The 16,479-nt window shown below is 48.0% G+C and carries 18 protein-coding genes; 16 read left to right on the forward strand and 2 right to left on the reverse strand.

Going from position 1 to position 16,479, the window contains the following annotated elements; genetic code table 11:
* From PUE40_RS01325 to PUE40_RS01355, 6 genes are all read left to right on the forward strand, one after another.
* Positions 1-854, forward strand: an 854-nt coding sequence (locus PUE40_RS01325; protein ID WP_277671661.1) for an MATE family efflux transporter, incomplete at its 5' end; no start/stop codon positions are given.
* Between the two features lie 763 nt (positions 855-1,617).
* A complete protein-coding gene (locus PUE40_RS01335) occupies positions 1,618-2,010 on the forward strand; it encodes a DUF3842 family protein (RefSeq protein WP_277671662.1) in 393 nt (130 codons plus the stop codon).
* Positions 2,011-2,243: 233 nt separating this feature from the next.
* A complete protein-coding gene (locus PUE40_RS01340) occupies positions 2,244-2,657 on the forward strand; it encodes a hypothetical protein (protein ID WP_277671663.1) in 414 nt (137 codons plus the stop codon).
* Between the two features lie 3 nt (positions 2,658-2,660).
* Complete coding sequence (locus PUE40_RS01345; protein ID WP_277671664.1) at positions 2,661-2,975, forward strand: hypothetical protein; 315 nt, start codon at positions 2,661-2,663, stop codon at positions 2,973-2,975.
* 187 nt (positions 2,976-3,162) lie between these two features.
* Positions 3,163-3,630, forward strand: a complete 468-nt coding sequence (locus tag PUE40_RS01350; RefSeq protein ID WP_277671665.1) for a hypothetical protein — start codon at positions 3,163-3,165, stop codon at positions 3,628-3,630.
* Positions 3,631-3,792: 162 nt separating this feature from the next.
* Entirely contained in the window at positions 3,793-4,515 is a 723-nt protein-coding gene (locus tag PUE40_RS01355; RefSeq protein WP_277671666.1) for an ATP-grasp domain-containing protein, read from the forward strand.
* An 8-nt stretch (positions 4,516-4,523) separates the two neighbouring features.
* Here the strand turns inward: PUE40_RS01355 and PUE40_RS01360 are convergent, their stop codons facing one another.
* Positions 4,524-5,093, reverse strand: coding sequence for a helix-turn-helix domain-containing protein (locus PUE40_RS01360; RefSeq protein ID WP_277671667.1), 570 nt, complete (start codon positions 5,091-5,093; stop codon positions 4,524-4,526).
* Between the two features lie 178 nt (positions 5,094-5,271).
* Between PUE40_RS01360 and PUE40_RS01365 the strand changes: the two genes are divergently transcribed.
* From PUE40_RS01365 to PUE40_RS01385, 5 genes are all read left to right on the forward strand, one after another.
* Complete coding sequence (locus PUE40_RS01365; RefSeq protein ID WP_277671668.1) at positions 5,272-6,441, forward strand: iron-containing alcohol dehydrogenase; 1,170 nt, start codon at positions 5,272-5,274, stop codon at positions 6,439-6,441.
* 35 nt (positions 6,442-6,476) lie between these two features.
* On the forward strand, positions 6,477-7,124 hold the full coding sequence (locus PUE40_RS01370; RefSeq protein WP_277671669.1) for a cyclase family protein: 648 nt from the start codon (positions 6,477-6,479) through the stop codon (positions 7,122-7,124).
* A gap of 87 nt (positions 7,125-7,211) precedes the next feature.
* Complete coding sequence (locus PUE40_RS01375; RefSeq protein ID WP_277671670.1) at positions 7,212-7,820, forward strand: helix-turn-helix domain-containing protein; 609 nt, start codon at positions 7,212-7,214, stop codon at positions 7,818-7,820.
* A 239-nt stretch (positions 7,821-8,059) separates the two neighbouring features.
* Positions 8,060-8,806 (forward strand): hypothetical protein, encoded by a 747-nt coding sequence (locus PUE40_RS01380; RefSeq protein ID WP_277671671.1) that lies wholly within the window; start codon positions 8,060-8,062, stop codon positions 8,804-8,806.
* A 28-nt stretch (positions 8,807-8,834) separates the two neighbouring features.
* Positions 8,835-9,848: a PTS sugar transporter subunit IIC gene (locus tag PUE40_RS01385; RefSeq protein ID WP_154553365.1), complete on the forward strand. Its 1,014-nt coding sequence runs from the start codon at positions 8,835-8,837 to the stop codon at positions 9,846-9,848.
* Here the strand turns inward: PUE40_RS01385 and PUE40_RS01390 are convergent.
* Complete coding sequence (locus tag PUE40_RS01390; RefSeq protein ID WP_277671672.1) at positions 9,845-10,600, reverse strand: TraX family protein; 756 nt, start codon at positions 10,598-10,600, stop codon at positions 9,845-9,847. The two genes, PUE40_RS01385 and PUE40_RS01390, sit on opposite strands and share 4 nt — an antisense overlap.
* A gap of 183 nt (positions 10,601-10,783) precedes the next feature.
* Here PUE40_RS01390 and PUE40_RS01395 point away from each other — a divergent pair, with 183 nt between their 5' ends.
* The 5 genes from PUE40_RS01395 to rffA all read left to right on the forward strand — a co-directional run bounded on the left by PUE40_RS01395 (position 10,784) and on the right by rffA (position 16,474).
* Positions 10,784-11,770 (forward strand): alpha/beta hydrolase, encoded by a 987-nt coding sequence (locus tag PUE40_RS01395; RefSeq protein ID WP_277671673.1) that lies wholly within the window; start codon positions 10,784-10,786, stop codon positions 11,768-11,770.
* 116 nt (positions 11,771-11,886) lie between these two features.
* Entirely contained in the window at positions 11,887-13,278 is a 1,392-nt protein-coding gene (locus tag PUE40_RS01400; RefSeq protein WP_277671674.1) for a bacterial Ig-like domain-containing protein, read from the forward strand.
* Between the two features lie 124 nt (positions 13,279-13,402).
* On the forward strand, positions 13,403-14,140 hold the full coding sequence (locus PUE40_RS01405) for a hypothetical protein (RefSeq protein ID WP_277671675.1): 738 nt from the start codon (positions 13,403-13,405) through the stop codon (positions 14,138-14,140).
* A gap of 157 nt (positions 14,141-14,297) precedes the next feature.
* Entirely contained in the window at positions 14,298-15,266 is a 969-nt protein-coding gene (locus PUE40_RS01410; RefSeq protein ID WP_154553370.1) for a glycosyltransferase family 2 protein, read from the forward strand.
* Positions 15,267-15,343: 77 nt separating this feature from the next.
* Complete coding sequence (gene rffA, locus PUE40_RS01415; RefSeq protein WP_154553371.1) at positions 15,344-16,474, forward strand: dTDP-4-amino-4,6-dideoxygalactose transaminase; 1,131 nt, start codon at positions 15,344-15,346, stop codon at positions 16,472-16,474.
* Positions 16,475-16,479 lie beyond the last annotated feature (5 nt).

Consider the following 16,479-nt stretch of genomic DNA (forward strand, 5'->3'; position numbering starts at 1 on the left):
CAGTGATTGAACTTGGCGTCCGCTATTCTGTTATTGCGTTCGCTTTTACATTGATTATCATTGTTGGTGTTACATTCGAGAAACTATTCCAAGCTGTAGGAAACATGAAAACAACCATGATCAGCTTGATGTGTGGGTGTATAACAAACATTGTCTTAGACCCCGTTTTGATTTTTGGCTATGGTCCATTCCCTGAAATGGGAATCGAAGGCGCCGCACTGGCAACCGGCATCGGGCAGGCCTTGACGCTTGCGCTCTCATCTCTTTTGATTTCGGCGCTCAATGCTATTTTGGCGGCATATTCCGAAGTGTACATTCTGATTTTGGGAATCTACTACAAATTGCAGACATTCATCTATCTTCCGGCCAATGGCATTGTTCAGGGGATGCGCCCATTAATCGGCTATAACTACGGTGCGGGGGAGAACAAAAGAGTCAGCCAGATCTATAAAATCGTCTTGTGCATGAGCGGTATCATTATGGTGATTGGGACAGTGATATGTCTGCTAATCCCCGGCCAGCTTATTGGGCTGTTTACCCACTCAGAAGCGACAATCCAGACCGGGGAAACAGCCCTGCGTATCATCGGTGCCGGTTTTATCGTCTCGGCGGTTTCCGTTACATCTTCCGGCGCACTGGAGGGACTTGGAAAAGGCACGCCTTCATTACTGATTTCACTTTGCCGGTATGTTGTGGTTATCATCCCAACTGCGTTTTTACTCAGCAGGATTTTCGGAGCGGTTGGCGTCTGGAATGCGTTTTGGATCACGGAAGCGATTACAGCAATCATTTCTATTTGTGTTTACTACAAGGCAATAGCACAAAGCCGGCTGAGCCAGTCAACAGTAAAATGAACGTTGCTTTGCCCCGCACTATTATTCAGAGAGGGGGAATTTCCATGACCGAGATTGACGGCTATGTGAAGCAGCAACTAATCGCTGCACTGTTCAAGTTTCACTATGACCGTTGAGCATGGACTTCACATTGTAAATGTGATAAATTAGTTTTGATAAATTTCTGAACACATTGAGGCTTAAATATAAGTATTAATTTTAAGGAGAGTGCTTTTTGATCAAGTACAACACAATGGAGATTGTAGCGTAACCGGGAGGTTGCGGATACAGTCACACACAACCTCCCGCAGGAATAAAGAAGAATACCGAGAAGTAGAAAACCTAGTAAGAGAATCATTTTGGAATGTGTACCGCCCCGGTTGTCTGGAGTATTTTGTTCTGAATCAGTTGCGAAATAATCCGGACTGCAGAACTGGATTATGTGATGGAGCTTAATGGAAAGCTGATTGGACAGAACATTTTCATGAAAGCGGTAATCAAGGCTGATGCAAGGAGTTGATTCCGGGTTATTTAGATGGCATAACCGGAGAGTATGAAACACCTGCAGGATATTTTGTAGATGAAGCAAAAGCTGACGAATTTGATAAGGGTTTTCCATACAAAGAGAAACTTACGCAACTGGGACAACTTTTCTAAACGAAAGAGATTTATGATGGTGGGGAGATAAAATCTCCCTACCTGAAAAAAGAAGGTGAACGATAGTGAAATGTTTAAATTGCGGAAATGAAATAGCAAGCCATCGACAGTTTGGAGGACATATTGCATGAAAGTATTAGTAATAGATGCTCAGGGCGGCGGAATCGGAAAACAAGTAGTCGCCGCGATTAAGCACAAACAGCCGCATATAGAAATTACGGCAGTTGGAACAAACAGTACGGCCACAACGGCGATGCTGAAAGCCGGCGCCAATCATGCGGCGACCGGAGAAAATGCAGTTGTTGTTGGATGCCGGACCGCCGACGTAATTATTGGACCGATTGGTATTGTTATTGCCGATGCAATGTTTGGCGAAGTGACTCCAACGATGGCGGTAGCTGTTGGGCAAAGCAGAGCAAAACGGCTGTTGATTCCTGTGAATCATTGCGATAATACCATTGTCGGGGTTTCACACCTGTCTGTCGGAAATTTAATAGAAGAAGTTCTGAAGGAAATATAACAATATTCTAACCGCAGATTCTTGCGCTTCTTATTATACGGTGGTAAAATTACTATACACTCATACAGGAAGTTGAGTAGTGATGCAGAAGCGTCCGATGATAAAACATTCAAAACGAATAACAGATGACGATGATGTATACACAAGAAGGTATACGGTTCCTCTGAAGAGGGGCGGTACGCCTTCTTTTTTGTTTGGCGTAGAAACATCTGTGAAAATTAGGAGGTATAATTATGGCATGTTTTCTTGTTCCGGCTACGGAAGCTATTATCACTACTGTTGCTGCAAAGGTGATCCAGTCCAAGGAAAAAGAAAAATCGGTAAAGCTCACTCTTCCGGACGGCTCTGTTCAGGAAGCAACGAGAATTAAGTTTTCCACGAAGCTTGGCTGGCTGAACAAACTGCTCTGGGGCGGTTCTGCGTTGCTGGCGTTTGAACACCTGTGGCACGGCGAAGTGGTACCGTTTTTCCCGTTCCTAACGGCAGTTGAAAATGGCGAAACCGCGGATATGCTGGCAGAAATGGGTAGCGCAGGCGTTATGATGGCGGTACTGGTTACAGCTGTATGGTGCGGTATGCTTGCTGTTTCTTCTTTTATGGAAAAAAGAGCGATAAGGGATTGCAAGCTCGTAAAGGAGGGAATGTAGAGTATGACATTACTGACAACGGTTTTTGCAGCAATAATTGCTACGGTCGTCTGGTATAAGGGCGCTCCCCAAAGTGAAATGAAAGTTGGTACTCTTTGCTGGATGTACTGGGGGGCATCTCTGATGTGGCTGGTGGATGCCATTTTTGAGTATGCAGAACTTGGTGCGGAGTACTTTACTCCTGCTCCTGTGGATATGTTGAACGATTTTTATCTGGGTCTGTCGGTTGCAGCTCTTGGGCTCATCATCTGGCTGGTTATTCTGTTGGTGAAAGATCCGAAGGGCGTAGTAAAAGCAGCGTTGTTCAAGAAGAAATAAGTGATATGGCCGAGCGGTTCTGTTGCAATGCAGAACCGCTATTGTCGTATTTTGGGTTCAAACGGAAACGGAATGAACTTGAATCGTCATATTTTATTCACACAAGTTTGATTGACTTTTATGTCCTGAAACATTAAAGTTAAGGGAATATAGAAATTGACAAATCGGAATTTCAGGAGGTGTTTTTATGCCACAAATGAATAAGGGAGGAAAATTTATTTTCGGGAAATCACTCATTCGGACGGATGGAACATTGCGGATTCCACCGCAGGCAATGGAAGAATATCACATTACAGATGAAGGAAAAGTATATCTTTTTACCGGAAGTAAGATTACCGGTGGTTTCTGCGTCACCCGGAAAGGCCTTTTGCATCCGTCAAAACTTGGTCATATTTTGGACGATACTCCACCGTTGCTTGACTACTCAGCAGGTTCTGGCGAATTCATCAAATACAAGGGGCGTTCCTACTGCTGGGTAGAGATTTCACAGGAGGGGCAAATTCTTCTTACGAAGAAAATGATGGATTTTTTGAAGGTGAGACCTGGAATGGAGCTGCTCTCTATCCGCAGTAGCGACATTGCGTTTACGATGGGAGATAAAGGACCGCTATTGGAAAAAGCAGAAAACTATGATGGTGAAATTCCGCTTATTTAAGTGTAACAATTTCCAGTATATTAAAGAGGAAAACCATTAGAAAACATGTAAATAATGTTTTTTCTGAGGGGGAAGTCGATAAAGATAACAACGCGCAAAAAATGCGTGTTGTTGGTGTGAAGCAAAAGAATGTGAGAGTATCAAAGAAGGACGAAGAAGTAAATGAGAGTATTCATACAAGCAAAAAACGGAACCCCAACGGATCAGGACCACTTTAATGCGTACATTGGATTCCGGGAAATGGGTTTTGAAACAGTATTTTTTGAAACCTTTGAGGAATTGGCAGAAAGCAAAATGGACGATGTGGTGGTGGGATACATCGGTACCGTTGCTGCTCGTTTAAGAGATTTTAACAGAGAAATTGAGGATATGGATTATCCGGAGGTTTTGCGCAAATACCTCAAACGTCGCCTGTGGAAGAGTACGGCAAATACGGTAAACTCCAACCCGGATATGTGGCCTGTTTTTATGAAACCGATTCACAACAAAAAATTCAAAGGCCGAATTATTCGAGAGCCGGCGGATTTGATCGGATGCGGAAGTTACTATGAGGACTATCCGGTATACTGCAGCGAGGTAAAAGAAATTATTGCTGAATTCCGGGTGTTCGTTCTGTACGGAGAGATTATCGACGTACGAAGATACGGCGGCCGGTGGGATGTTGCGTGCGATGCGGATGTCGTGGAATCCTGTGTGAAGGATTTCGAGGGGGCACCGAAGGCATATGCACTGGATTTTGGCGTGACCAAAGATGGTGAAACCATTCTGGTGGAAGTGAACAATACCTGCTCAATCGGGAGCTATGGATTGGAACCGGTTCTCTATGCCCGATTCCTGTCCGCAAGGTGGGCGGAATTGACCGGAACGACGGATGAGTGCTTTTAACCGTGCGTTTAATACACTATTTGCATGTGCATATACATAAGCGGCAGGAGTCGGAGCAACAGCATTGCACATATTAGAATAATTCCCGCTAAGACGGTTTCCTTTGACTTGTCTATCGCTCCCACGATTGCTATTCCGGCTGACATCAATACCCCTGCCGTAGGCAGGAACGCATAGCATGCAGCACCGATTACGGAAAAAACGGTTAGGAACGCAGATATATTTTCGGCAAAAACATCGCCTTTAAGTGAGTACATTCCGTAGAAGATTGCCCAAATAATAAAATGCAAGATACAAATTCCAAATATTGTGCAGACGATGATTTTTAGTGTTTTAGAAATATCTTTGCGTTTCTTCACGTTGCCGCTATTATCTGGTGCTTCTTGCGTAAACGCATCCAAAGAAACATCGAAAAGTTCTGCCAAACATATTAGATTACCGGTGCTGGGTCTTGATATGCCGCTTTCCCACTTCGATACAGATTGTCTGCTCACACCGATTTGCTCAGCAACGTATTCTTGGCTGAGGTGACGCTCATTTCTAAGATTCTTAATTCGGTTCCCTAGATTCGTGTTCATCGTAAACCTCCTTCGTCGTCTGTATCAACAGATTACTACATCCGTCAATAACCTGCAACCAACTTTATGTCAACTATTGAGTGCATATTAAAAAGATTTCATATACTGTCTGATACTTGAATTTATACCTTTACAGCGATATATTGTTTTTATGAAAAGAGAACAGGAGGAAAACAGTATGAACAGTTTTATCTACGATATTCCGACAAAGGTGTACTTTGGCGAGAATCAGCTGGGTCATCTGGGGGAAGAACTGAGCAAGTACGGGAAAAAGGTACTGCTCACCTATGGAGGCGGTTCGATTAAAAAATCCGGACTCTACGACAAGGTAGTGGCGGAAATAAAAAAAGCGGGATTGGAGCTTTTTGAGTTGTCCGGCATCGAACCGAATCCGAAAGTCTCTTCGGTGAGGGCCGGTGCGAAGCTTTGCAAAAAAGAAGGCATCGAGGTGCTTCTGGCGGTGGGCGGCGGCTCCGTCATCGACTGCACAAAGTTCATCGGCGCAGCGACTTTCTATGATGGGGATGCATGGGATATTCTGGAAGAAAAAGCAGAGATTACCCGGTGCCTCCCGATTCTCGACGTCCTGACGCTTGCCGCTACCGGGTCCGAAATGGATTCCGTTGGGGTAATCAGTAATTCGGAGACAAAGGATAAAATCTGTCAGGGATCTCCCTCGATGCAGCCGAAGGTTTCATTCCTGGATCCAACGGTTACCTATACCGTCAGCCCTTACCAGACGGCTTGCGGTGCGGCGGACATGCTCAGTCATGTGATCGAAGTTTATTTTGATATGAACAAGGACCTCTACATGCTGGACACCGTGATGGAAGGTTTGATGAAGACGATTATCAAGTACGCTCCCGTTGCCATGGCGCAGCCGGATAATTACGAGGCAAGAGCGAATCTGATGTGGGTTTCGTCCTGGGCGATTAATGGTTTTGTGGAGGGCGGAAAACGTCAGTCTTGGAGCTGTCACCCGATGGAACACGAGCTGTCAGCCATTTACGACATCACCCACGGATTGGGACTGGCGATTCTGACGCCGAAGTGGTTGGAGTATTGCCTGAATGAAACCACTGTATCCAAATACTACCAATTCGGTTGCAGTGTATTCGGTCTGGATGCATCCCTCGAGCCAATGGAAGTTGCCAAGAAGAGCATTGCCCTTGTGGAAGAATTCCTGTTCCGGACCTTAGGTCTGAAGAGCCGCCTGTCGGAAATCGAAATCGATGACAGCAATTTCGAAGTGATGGCAGCGAAGGCAGTTCGGTTGGGCAATCTTGGGAATGCTTTTGTGCCGCTGGATAAAAATGACGTTATAAATATTTTCAAGATGTGCCTGTAAGATGCCCGAAAAAGAAAAACGCGGAGGGACAGAAGATGAAAGTAATCGACTTAACGCATACGATTCGTGAAAACATGCCGGTATACCCCGGGACGGAGCCGCCGAAGTTAAGTCCAACCAGCTCGTACGAGAGCGACGGGTTCAAAGAAACACTGATGCAGATGTACACCCACACGGGGACGCATATGGATCCTCCGGCACATATTTTTTCGGGGAGAACCACGCTGGATGAATTTCCGGTGGATCAGTTCATCGGGAAGGCGCTGGTCATCGACTGCAGAGAACTGAAAGAAGGTCAGGCCATTACCATGGATTGCATTCGCCGAGCCGGAGAGAAAGCCGAGCAGGCGGATTTTCTGCTGTTCAATCTGGGCTGGGACTGTCGATGGGGGACTGCAGGCTACTTTGGGGAGTATCCGTGCATTGATGAGGAGGTAATGGAATATATCCTGTCCGGAAATTACAAGGGAATAGGATTTGACGTAATCGGGTTGGATCCCATCTCGGATGAAAAATTGATTCGCCATCATCGACTTTTTGAAGAGAAGGATATTGTAAATATTGAGAACCTCAAGAACCTGAATCTGTGCGGAACGGATTTGTTTTGGTTCAGCTGCTTTCCGCTAAAGGTGGAGAACTGCGACGGTTCACCGATTCGCGCTGTTGCCTGGTTTGAGCAGTAATCGCTGAAAATCTCAAATATCAACCGCAGGTATGTGTGAATGGATTTCAGCTTGCGGTAGATTAAGAGCGGAAAGGAGGTTGCTCTCATGGATCAAGATAAAATCGGAAAGTTTATTGCAGAATGCCGAAAGGAGAAATCGTTCACTCAGGCGGCCTTAGCTGAGCAGCTGGGGATTACCGACCGAGCCGTGTCAAAGTGGGAACGGGGAAAGAACATGCCGGACCTTTCGATAATGCCAGACCTGTGCGAATTGCTGGGAATCAGTGTTAATGAATTGCTGACCGGAGAGCACATCGAGATGGAAGATTACAGAAACACAGCGGAACAGAACCTGTTGGAGCTGACAAAAAAGGAAATGCTGAACAACAAGAAGCTGCTTTCGTTGGAAAAGGTCATCGGATACACGAGCACCGTTTCCTTTATGCTGTTGATTTTCTCGGCATCCTTTGCGGTGGATGACGTAAAGTGGCGAGTGGGAATGATTCTGATGGGAAGCATCATCTTAGCGACAGGGATGGTATACTGCCTTCGAATTGAGCACGATGCCGGATACTATCAATGCCCGAACTGCGGATGGAAATACGTGCCGTCCATGAAAGAGGTGTTTTTGGCTCCTCATATGGGACTGAGCCGAAAAATGACCTGTCCCCATTGTGGAAAACGTGGATACCATAAGAAAGTTCTGACGAAATAATTTGACTGAATTACTCCTCTGCTTTTAGCATAGGCCTATATCAAAACAAAAACTGAATTGGTTTGCCGGCAGCTTCCGAGTTGCCGGTGTTTTTATGGAGAAACGGATTCCGAATATGAGCTATAACGAAATTTGATGGATAGTCGTGTATACTTTTCAATGCAATTGTGCTAGAATATAAAGAACGATGAAAGTTTATTGTTTGTGCCAACAATTTTCGAAGGAGGGAATGGAGTATCATGAATGGAGATCCATCCAACAAGAAAAATCAATTTATCTATACGCTGTTCTATTCGGTTCTGGTAGTGCTGACGGCACAGATTAATGTGCATCTGTTCACCCGGAACTTTGTTGCGTCAGCGGGTGTTATCGTGTTTGCATTGCTGATGCTGCTCTTAGATGAGTTTGCCGCAATGCCGGTGATGTTTCTGTCGGCCACCGGCGTGATGGTGACCCGTTCCATCGCCGGTGCGGGCAAGGTGCTCACCTCTGCGGAAATCTGGAAAACGGGAATGCCGGAGTTTGTATTCTACATTGTGTTCGGCGTAGTAATTTACCTTCTGTACAACTACGTATATTCGGAAGGGCGGAGCTGGACCCTGTTCATCGTCCTGTTTGTTCCGGATTTTGCGGCCAACCTGGCGGAGCTGTACATTCGAATCGGCAGCGAGATGGGGAACGCCTCCACGATATTCGCATTGCTGTTGATTGCGTTTGTGAGAACGGCAATTATATTGGCCATTTATCGGGTTATCTTGAGATACGGAATTCGAATCACGCGGATGCCTCGAAGCGGTGTGGAGGTTGTGGACGGAAAAGCCTATAAGGTGAATGCGAGCGCCGGCGAGGTAGATGAAAGCATGTCAGATGCGGCGGAAACCGCAAGGGCTCTGTATAACAAGCTTTCGGCAAGCAAGGCACCGTCAGAACTGACGGAAAGAGCGCAGGCTTTGGCAGAGGAACTTGAAAATATTTCCGTGAAGTAGAGTGTTGGTAAGGTTTTGGAGGAAATGAATGGTTACGATTATTTCTGGAATTGCACTGCTTTTGATTACATTAGCGGCTTTTTCCCTGTTTAGTTTGAAAATGCCCAAGGGGCAGGCCGCGATGTCCGGCATGGCAAACGCGGCAGTGGCAACCTTCTTGGTGGAAGCAATTATGAGTTATATTGCCGGCGATCTTTTCGGTATTTCGTTTTTTAAAGATGTGGGCTCCATTGCCGGCGGAATGGGCGGCGTAGCGGCAGCGGCCTTGGTGCCCATGGGTATGGGTGCCAGTCCGGTACTGTCCATGTGTGCCGGAGTTGCCGTGGGCGGATACGGAATTCTCCCGGGCTTTATTGCCGGCTACGTGGTGGGCCTAATCGGACCGGTCATCGAGAAAAAACTTCCGGAAGGGCTGGACGTCATTGTGGGCGCTCTGGCTGTTGCTTCGGTGGCAAGAGCCATTGCGGCATTCGTGAATCCGGGGGTGACGATGGTGCTTTCGATTATCGGAAAAACAATTACGGAGGCGACCCTCACATCCCCGATCATCATGGGATTCCTTCTGGGCGGAATTATCAAGATGATTTGCACCTCCCCACTGAGTTCCATGGCCCTTACCGCTATGTTGGGACTGACCGGACTTCCGATGGGAATTGCCGCCGTGGCTTGCTTCGGCGGATCCTTTACCAACGGAACGATTTTCAAAAGACTTCACTTTGGAAATAACGGAAACGTGATTGCGGTCATGCTGGAGCCGCTGACTCAGGCGGATATCGTCACCACCCATCCGATTCCAATCTACGGTTCCAACTTCTTCGGCGGCGGAATTGCCGGAGTGGGCGCCGCGATGCTGGGCATTGTGAACAACGCACCGGGCACCGCCTCCCCGATTCCGGGAATGCTGGCCCCATTTGCCTTTAATGCACCGGGCAAGGTGGTAATGGCGCTGGCCATCGCGGCAGTCGGTGGCGGAATTGCCGGATTTATCGGAAGCATCGTGTTCAAGAAATTTGATGAAGGCGCGAAATCGGTGAGAATCTAGATGTTGAAGTAGAACCGGAGCAGTCCCAGAATGAGCAGGTGCACCGGATAGAACAGGTAGTTCAGCAATTTGGACTGCTTTCCCCGCTCGCCGTTGTAGGTCAGGGTGAGACCGAGACCCAGCAGTGCCCAAGGTTCTTTTACCACGGAGAGGTATCCAAAGAGAATTCGCGGGAACGGATGGTTCCGGAATAGGTAAAAAAAGTAGGCCATCAGGATGCCGTTGTAATCGTAGTCCAGGCTGCAGAACATGGCCAGGAGGCACATGATGGCGACCACCGGAATGGAAATGAGGAACCACAGCCATTTCTTCTCGTCGCCGATTTTCTCGCGGATGACATCCACAATCCAAATGGTCACCAGCATGAAGGCCAGGGTGAACATCACGTTGTTCCAGCGCCAGTTCATGAGTTCCTTTGTGGTGAAGAGGTCGAACGGAACCTCGGAAATGACGCCAAACAGCAGGAGGTTTCCCAGGTAGTGCCAGCGACTGTGGGTGCGGTAGAATCCTTCCACCAGCATAAAAGCAAACAGCGGAAAGGCAATGCGTCCCAGGATGTCGAAGATGTTGCTGAGGTACAGCAGCTTTCCGCTGTCCAGATTCGGGTAGATCATGCTCTTGTTGAAATGGTCGATGAACATGGAAATAAATGCGATGTATTTCAGCTGCGCGTTGGACAGCTTTTTAATTCTTTCCAAGACCGGTCGCTGAGCAGGGGTTGTGCCTGCCGGCGGCATGTTGTTCTGAGTCATATTTTTTCTCCTTATACTTTTCTTTTTTCGTGTGAACGAAATTGAAAAATTTCACGTATGCAATAGTATATAGTATAAACGAAACTTTTGATGCCTCCGGGGTGTTGGGTATATGTTTTTTATTTGGAGTTTGCTTCCCGGAAGTGAAATGCTTCCGGATTGAAATTGTATGGGAGAAGAACTGTGAGAAAAACCACTGTGAGAAAAACAACGAAAAAGCGCAGGCGCCGGGCCGCGTTCCTGCTGATTCTTTTGATAACCGGGATTGCGGTCCTGAAGTCCGGCATTGTGACGAAGAGGATTCAGCGGGGAGAGACGAAGAAGGCGGTGGCAGCGGAAGTGGAGGCGCTTCACGAAAAAGCGAACCGGGACGGAATCGTGGAGGAAACACCGGATCCTTATTTTATCCGCAAACAGCCCGGCTATTCGTATCCGAAGCCGAAGCTGATTCAGTACGATTCCGGGATCACCCACACCTGCCGACACGCAATGGTCTTCCTCCCGGCGGACTACGATGCGGCGAAAACCTATCCGGTGCTGTACCTGCTCCATGGCTGGGGCGGAAGCCACCGGACCTGGGCGAACAAAAAAGCGAATATCATCCTGCAGAACCTGTATTACTTTGAGGACGTTCCGGAAATGATTGTGGTGTGTCCCAACAGCAACGTAAATGCGGCGGAAAGCGTGGAAGGGCTGTCCTTTACGGAAAGCCTGGAGCCTTTTGACACCACGCCGGAAGAGGTGGTGAAATATCTGAAGCCCTATATCGAACGTCATTTTTCGGTAAAAAAAGGTCGGAAGAGTACGGCGGTGGCCGGCAATTCTCTGGGGGGACGAAATGCGCTGGCGTTGGCGTACAAATATCCGAAGCAGTTCGGCTCGGTGGGCAGCTTTTCCCCTTCCGTTTCCGTGGAAGCGGCGAATGGCACCGGACTCAAAGCACCCCTGCGAGATTTAAATCTGCCGAAGAACAAGAATCGGCCCTTTGATGTGTTGATGGTGATGGTGGGACGTTCCGACAAGGTCTGCAGAAATGTTTCCTATGAACTGGACCGATATATGAAGGCGCAGAACATTTCCCACGATTTCTACGACACGGCGGGCGGCCACGAAACTACCGTGTGGCAGAACGGGCTGTACAATTTCGCCAAGAAATTGTATAGAAAATAGCAATAACGCGGGTGTTAATTTTCGGCGATAATCAATTGGAAGGGGCCCTCGGAACAGGATAACACTAACTTATATTTACGCTTATGAAAGGCACAAAGAAAAGGAGAAAAGGGAAAATGAAACAGTTACAGGCGAAGCTTTCCGCCGGAATTCTGACGGCGGTAATGATTCTCGGAATGGTGTTCACCATGGCACCGATGAAGGCAGACGCAGCTACTTATCCGGATCAACTGAATATAAAGGTTGTGGATTCGTCCGGCAATCCATTGGCGGATATGGAATTGGTGTTTGAAAAAGACGGTGAAATCTATGACTTCGATAAAACCGATGCAAATGGAGAAATCTCTAAATTTAGTATAATCAATGATACGGATATGCTTTTAGACGGAGGCTTTGGTGAATATCTGATAAAACCAGTGGGAGAAAGTGGTTACTGCGTTGAAGGGGAACCTTTCAAAGTGGACATTAAAGATGCTAATTTATCTAATCCAAAGCCGTATATCGCATCGGTGAACGGAAAGCCTTACGCCGGCGAAACGGTACAGCTGACCCTCAAGAGCGCAAGCAGTGAGAAACCGGAAGTTACCGTTACGGAGGTAACCGGCGGCGGTGCGGAAGTGGCAAGAACCGGTGGTACCGCAGCCATCCGCGTAAAGGGAACCAATCTGCCGGACAAATTCTATTATGTGATGAACCTCTATGACGAAAAGGGCAGAATCCTTGCCCAGTGCAGCGAAAAGGAAGCTGTCGCAGCCGGAACGGAAACGGAAAGGACCTTCGATGCAGCGTTCCCGTCGGTAGAAGACGAGAAGTATAAAGACGCCGCATACTGGGAAGTCGGTGTAGAAACGGTTTCCAATCCGGAAGACGGATATTACACCACAAAGAAAGAGAAAGGACAGCATATTCAGATTGCGAAGAAGTCTGAAACCGTAGAGCCGAACCCGGGCGAAAACCCGGGCGGGAATACGCCGGCCGTAGAGAAAAAGGTGAAGTCCGTCGCACTGACCAAGACATCTTACACTTACAACAAGAAGGCACACAAGCCGGGCGTTGTGGCAAAGGACGATCAGGGAAACAAGATTCCGGCTTCTGACTACACCGTGAAGTACAGCTCCGGCTGCAAGAACGTGGGCAAGTACGCAGTGACGGTAACCTTTAAGGGTGAGTACAAGGGAACCTATACCAGAACCTATAACGTAGTACCGCAGGGAACGAAGCTGAAATCCGTGAAAGCCGGAAAGAAGAGCTTCAAGGCAACCTGGAAGAAGCAGAAGACGCAGACCAGCGGATACCAGCTGGCATATTCTACCAGCAAGAAATTTGCCAAGAAGGTGAAGACCACCACCGTTTCCAAGAACGGAACCGTGAAGAAGACCGTAAAGAAGCTGAGCAAGAAGAAAACCTATTACGTTAAGGTTCGTACTTACAAGACCGTAAAGAGCGGCAAAAAAACCATCAAGCTGTATTCCGGCTGGTCCGCAGCGAAGAAGGTAAAGACCAAATAGATAGCGGCTTAAAAAACAAAAAACAATAATTCGATACGATTCTCCGATACACAAATTGTTTCGAATGTGGTATACTTAAGCGATATATTTAAACGCAGAAGATAACGAATACCGGGGAGGATTCATGAAGCGAATTCTGAAAACGAAACATAAGTTAATAGGCTTCATTGGTATCATGCTGGTGTTGGATTTGGTATTGGTCGGAGCACTGATGAAGCCGGTCAATGCGGATCGCAAGACGGAGGATTATGATGCGGCAGCGGAGATTTCCACGTCCTTGAATGTGGCGGCTATGCAAGCAAAGCTGACCGTGGAGGATGAGAGCAAGGCGGTTATCAAATCCGGAAAGGCGGAACGGACCAAGACCCAGGGAACCGAGAAGTGGCTGGATACTCTGGAGACTTTGGAAGGTCAGATTTTCGCCCACGGAATTACCTACAGCTGGTATCATCCGGCATCTTCATATGAATCCGCAGTAAACGGAAATCATCACGTGAACTGTGCGGCTTATATTTCATGGGGCCTTCAGAGAATGGGCCTTCTGCCTCACGGAACTACGTTCTACATTTCTGATACCCTTCACGGAAAGGGTGCTTCCTACATCAAGAACTCGGAGTATTTCACCGTGAAGTATAACTTGGGTCATCCGGGAAGTGCCGGACTGGAACCGGGGGACATCGTCGGATGGAAGACGCACACCTGCGTCTACGCCGGAAAGGATTCCAACGGAAACATGCTGTGGTACACCGCCGGCGGTTCGGATGTGAGCAGCAAGAACCTGGGACCGAGAACGAAGAAGTATGCCAACAAGAACATCACCGTGCTGATTCGGATTAACTATGATAAGGTTCCGATGAACTAGAACAGCCACGAGTGCGGTGGAGAGAATATCGAATTGCTGATACGAGGAGGAATCCGATGCGAAAGCGCCGGATTCCTCCTTTCGGGTGTAATCACTTGATTCTGCCGCATAAAAATATTAGAATATGTAAGTATTAACAACGAAAAGAGGAACATGTATGTCTTATTCATTTGTCATTCCCTGTTATTGCTCGTCTCACACCATCCGAGAAGTGGTGGAGAGCACCATACAGGAAATGGAACGAATCGATCGGAAACCCTACGAATTCATTCTGGTGGACGATCATTCACCGGACGAAGGGGCAACCCTTCAGGAGCTGAAGGCATTGGCCAATGAGTATTCCTGCGTAAAGGCCATCGAGCTGGCGAAGAATTCCGGTCAGCACAACGCGTCTATTGCGGGAATGAATTACGCCAAAGGAGATTACATCATCTCCATGGATGACGATCTGCAGACCCGTCCGTCCCAATTGCCGAAACTCTTTGAGGAAATTGAAAAAGGCTATGATGTGGTCTATGGATACTATCCGGAAAAGAAGCACAGTCGTTTTCGGAACTTCGGAAGCTGGGTTCACTTCGAATCGATTCGAATCCTGATTGGGAAACCGAAGGGGATGAAGACATCCAGCTTCTTTGTGATGAGAAAATTCGTTCGGGATTACATCATCCAGTACAAAGAGCCGTACACCCATCTGCAGGGGCTGGTGCTCCGCACCACCCGCAACATCTCCTGCATTCCGGTGGAGCATTTCGACCGAGCGTACGGGCAGTCCGGATATACTTTTAAGAAGCTAATCAAGCTTTGGTCCAATATTGTAGGATATTCTGTCGTTCCACTGCGCATGGCCACCTGCCTGGGAATGGTCTTTTCCATGCTGGGACTGATTGGCACCATCGTGGTGATTGTGCGGAAAATCATGAATCCGGCCATGATGATGGGCTGGGCATCCCTGATGGCAGCCATCTTCTTTTTCTCCGGATTGATTCTGTTTTCTTTGGGACTGATTGGGGAATACATCGGACGAATGTTCCTGGGAATGGGCAACAATCCGCAGTTCGTGGTGAGAGAAATTTATACTAAAGATTCGGACTCGTCCGTGAATTTCGAAGACCTGGGGAAACAGTAACCTTCCGGGCCGCTCGGGACAGTCTGAAAGAAGTTCGTATTTTTTTTATGGGATCTAGAATATGAAAGGGAGTAACTATGATACGATTCAATGTTCCACCTTATGTGGGAAAAGAAACCGAATACATGAAGGCGGCTATCGACAGCCATAAGATCTGTGGAGATGGGGAATTCACCAAGCGCTGCAACGCCTGGATTGAGGAGCATACCGGAACGGCAAAGGCCCTTCTGACCACCTCCGGCACACAGGCTTTGGAGATGGCGGCATTGCTCAGCGATATTCAGCCGGGGGATGAAGTGATTCTTCCGTCCTACACCTTTGTGTCCACCGCGAACGCGTTTGTGCTGCGCGGGGCAAAGCTGGTTTTTGTGGACATCCGTCCGGATACCATGAACATCGATGAGAAGCTGATTGAAGATGCCATCACGGACAAAACCAGAGCCATCGTCCCGGTGCACTATGCCGGCGTGGGCTGTGAAATGGACACCATCATGGATATTGCAAAGAGACACAACCTGGTGGTTGTGGAGGATGCGGCGCAGGGCGTGAACGCGTTCTACAAGGGCCGGGCGCTGGGCAGCATCGGCGATTACGGCTGTTTCAGTTTCCACGAGACGAAGAACTATAGCATGGGCGAAGGCGGTGCCATCCTGATCAACCGGCCGGAGCAGATTGAAGATGCGGAAATCATTCGGGAGAAGGGAACGGACCGGAGCCGGTTCTTCCGAGGTCAGGTGGATAAATACACCTGGGTGAACATCGGGTCTTCCTTCTTGCCAAGCGATATCAATGCGGCGTATTTGATGGCACAGCTGGAAATGGCGGATGAGATTAACGAGAATCGCCTTCAGAGCTGGACGCGCTACAACGAAGGCCTACAGGATCTGGCGCAGGAGGGTGTCATCGAGCTTCCGTACATTCCGGAAGAATGCACCCACAATGCCCACATGTTCTACATCAAGACAAAGGATATGGAAGAGCGGAAAGCCCTGATTTCCTACCTCAAGGAGCGGGACATCGCAGCGGTATTCCATTACGTGCCGCTTCACTCCGCACCGGCGGGCCTGCGGTTCGGACGGTTCCACGGAGAGGATCGATATACCACAAAAGAAAGTGAACGCCTGCTGAGACTGCCGATGTACTACAATCTGTCGGAAAGCGATCAGCAGAAGGTCATCGATGCGGTTCACGGTTTTTACCATAAATAGGTGAC

The organism is Mogibacterium kristiansenii, from assembly GCF_029224645.1.
GTDB classification, from domain to species: Bacteria; Bacillota; Clostridia; order Peptostreptococcales; family Anaerovoracaceae; genus Mogibacterium_A; species Mogibacterium_A kristiansenii.

What these genes read in the sequence shown, in the direction of transcription:
- PUE40_RS01335 (WP_277671662.1), top strand. Translation starts at nt 1,618, where the DNA reads ATGAAAGTATTAGTAATAGATGCTCAGGGCGGCGGAATCGGAAAACAA.
- PUE40_RS01340 (WP_277671663.1), top strand. Translation starts at nt 2,244, where the DNA reads ATGGCATGTTTTCTTGTTCCGGCTACGGAAGCTATTATCACTACTGTT.
- PUE40_RS01345 (WP_277671664.1), top strand. Translation starts at nt 2,661, where the DNA reads ATGACATTACTGACAACGGTTTTTGCAGCAATAATTGCTACGGTCGTC.
- PUE40_RS01350 (WP_277671665.1), top strand. Translation starts at nt 3,163, where the DNA reads ATGCCACAAATGAATAAGGGAGGAAAATTTATTTTCGGGAAATCACTC.
- PUE40_RS01355 (WP_277671666.1), top strand. Translation starts at nt 3,793, where the DNA reads ATGAGAGTATTCATACAAGCAAAAAACGGAACCCCAACGGATCAGGAC.
- PUE40_RS01360 (WP_277671667.1), bottom strand. Translation starts at nt 5,093, where the DNA reads ATGAACACGAATCTAGGGAACCGAATTAAGAATCTTAGAAATGAGCGT.
- PUE40_RS01365 (WP_277671668.1), top strand. Translation starts at nt 5,272, where the DNA reads ATGAACAGTTTTATCTACGATATTCCGACAAAGGTGTACTTTGGCGAG.
- PUE40_RS01370 (WP_277671669.1), top strand. Translation starts at nt 6,477, where the DNA reads ATGAAAGTAATCGACTTAACGCATACGATTCGTGAAAACATGCCGGTA.
- PUE40_RS01375 (WP_277671670.1), top strand. Translation starts at nt 7,212, where the DNA reads ATGGATCAAGATAAAATCGGAAAGTTTATTGCAGAATGCCGAAAGGAG.
- PUE40_RS01380 (WP_277671671.1), top strand. Translation starts at nt 8,060, where the DNA reads ATGAATGGAGATCCATCCAACAAGAAAAATCAATTTATCTATACGCTG.
- PUE40_RS01385 (WP_154553365.1), top strand. Translation starts at nt 8,835, where the DNA reads ATGGTTACGATTATTTCTGGAATTGCACTGCTTTTGATTACATTAGCG.
- PUE40_RS01390 (WP_277671672.1), bottom strand. Translation starts at nt 10,600, where the DNA reads ATGACTCAGAACAACATGCCGCCGGCAGGCACAACCCCTGCTCAGCGA.
- PUE40_RS01400 (WP_277671674.1), top strand. Translation starts at nt 11,887, where the DNA reads ATGAAACAGTTACAGGCGAAGCTTTCCGCCGGAATTCTGACGGCGGTA.
- PUE40_RS01405 (WP_277671675.1), top strand. Translation starts at nt 13,403, where the DNA reads ATGAAGCGAATTCTGAAAACGAAACATAAGTTAATAGGCTTCATTGGT.
- PUE40_RS01410 (WP_154553370.1), top strand. Translation starts at nt 14,298, where the DNA reads ATGTCTTATTCATTTGTCATTCCCTGTTATTGCTCGTCTCACACCATC.
- rffA (WP_154553371.1), top strand. Translation starts at nt 15,344, where the DNA reads ATGATACGATTCAATGTTCCACCTTATGTGGGAAAAGAAACCGAATAC.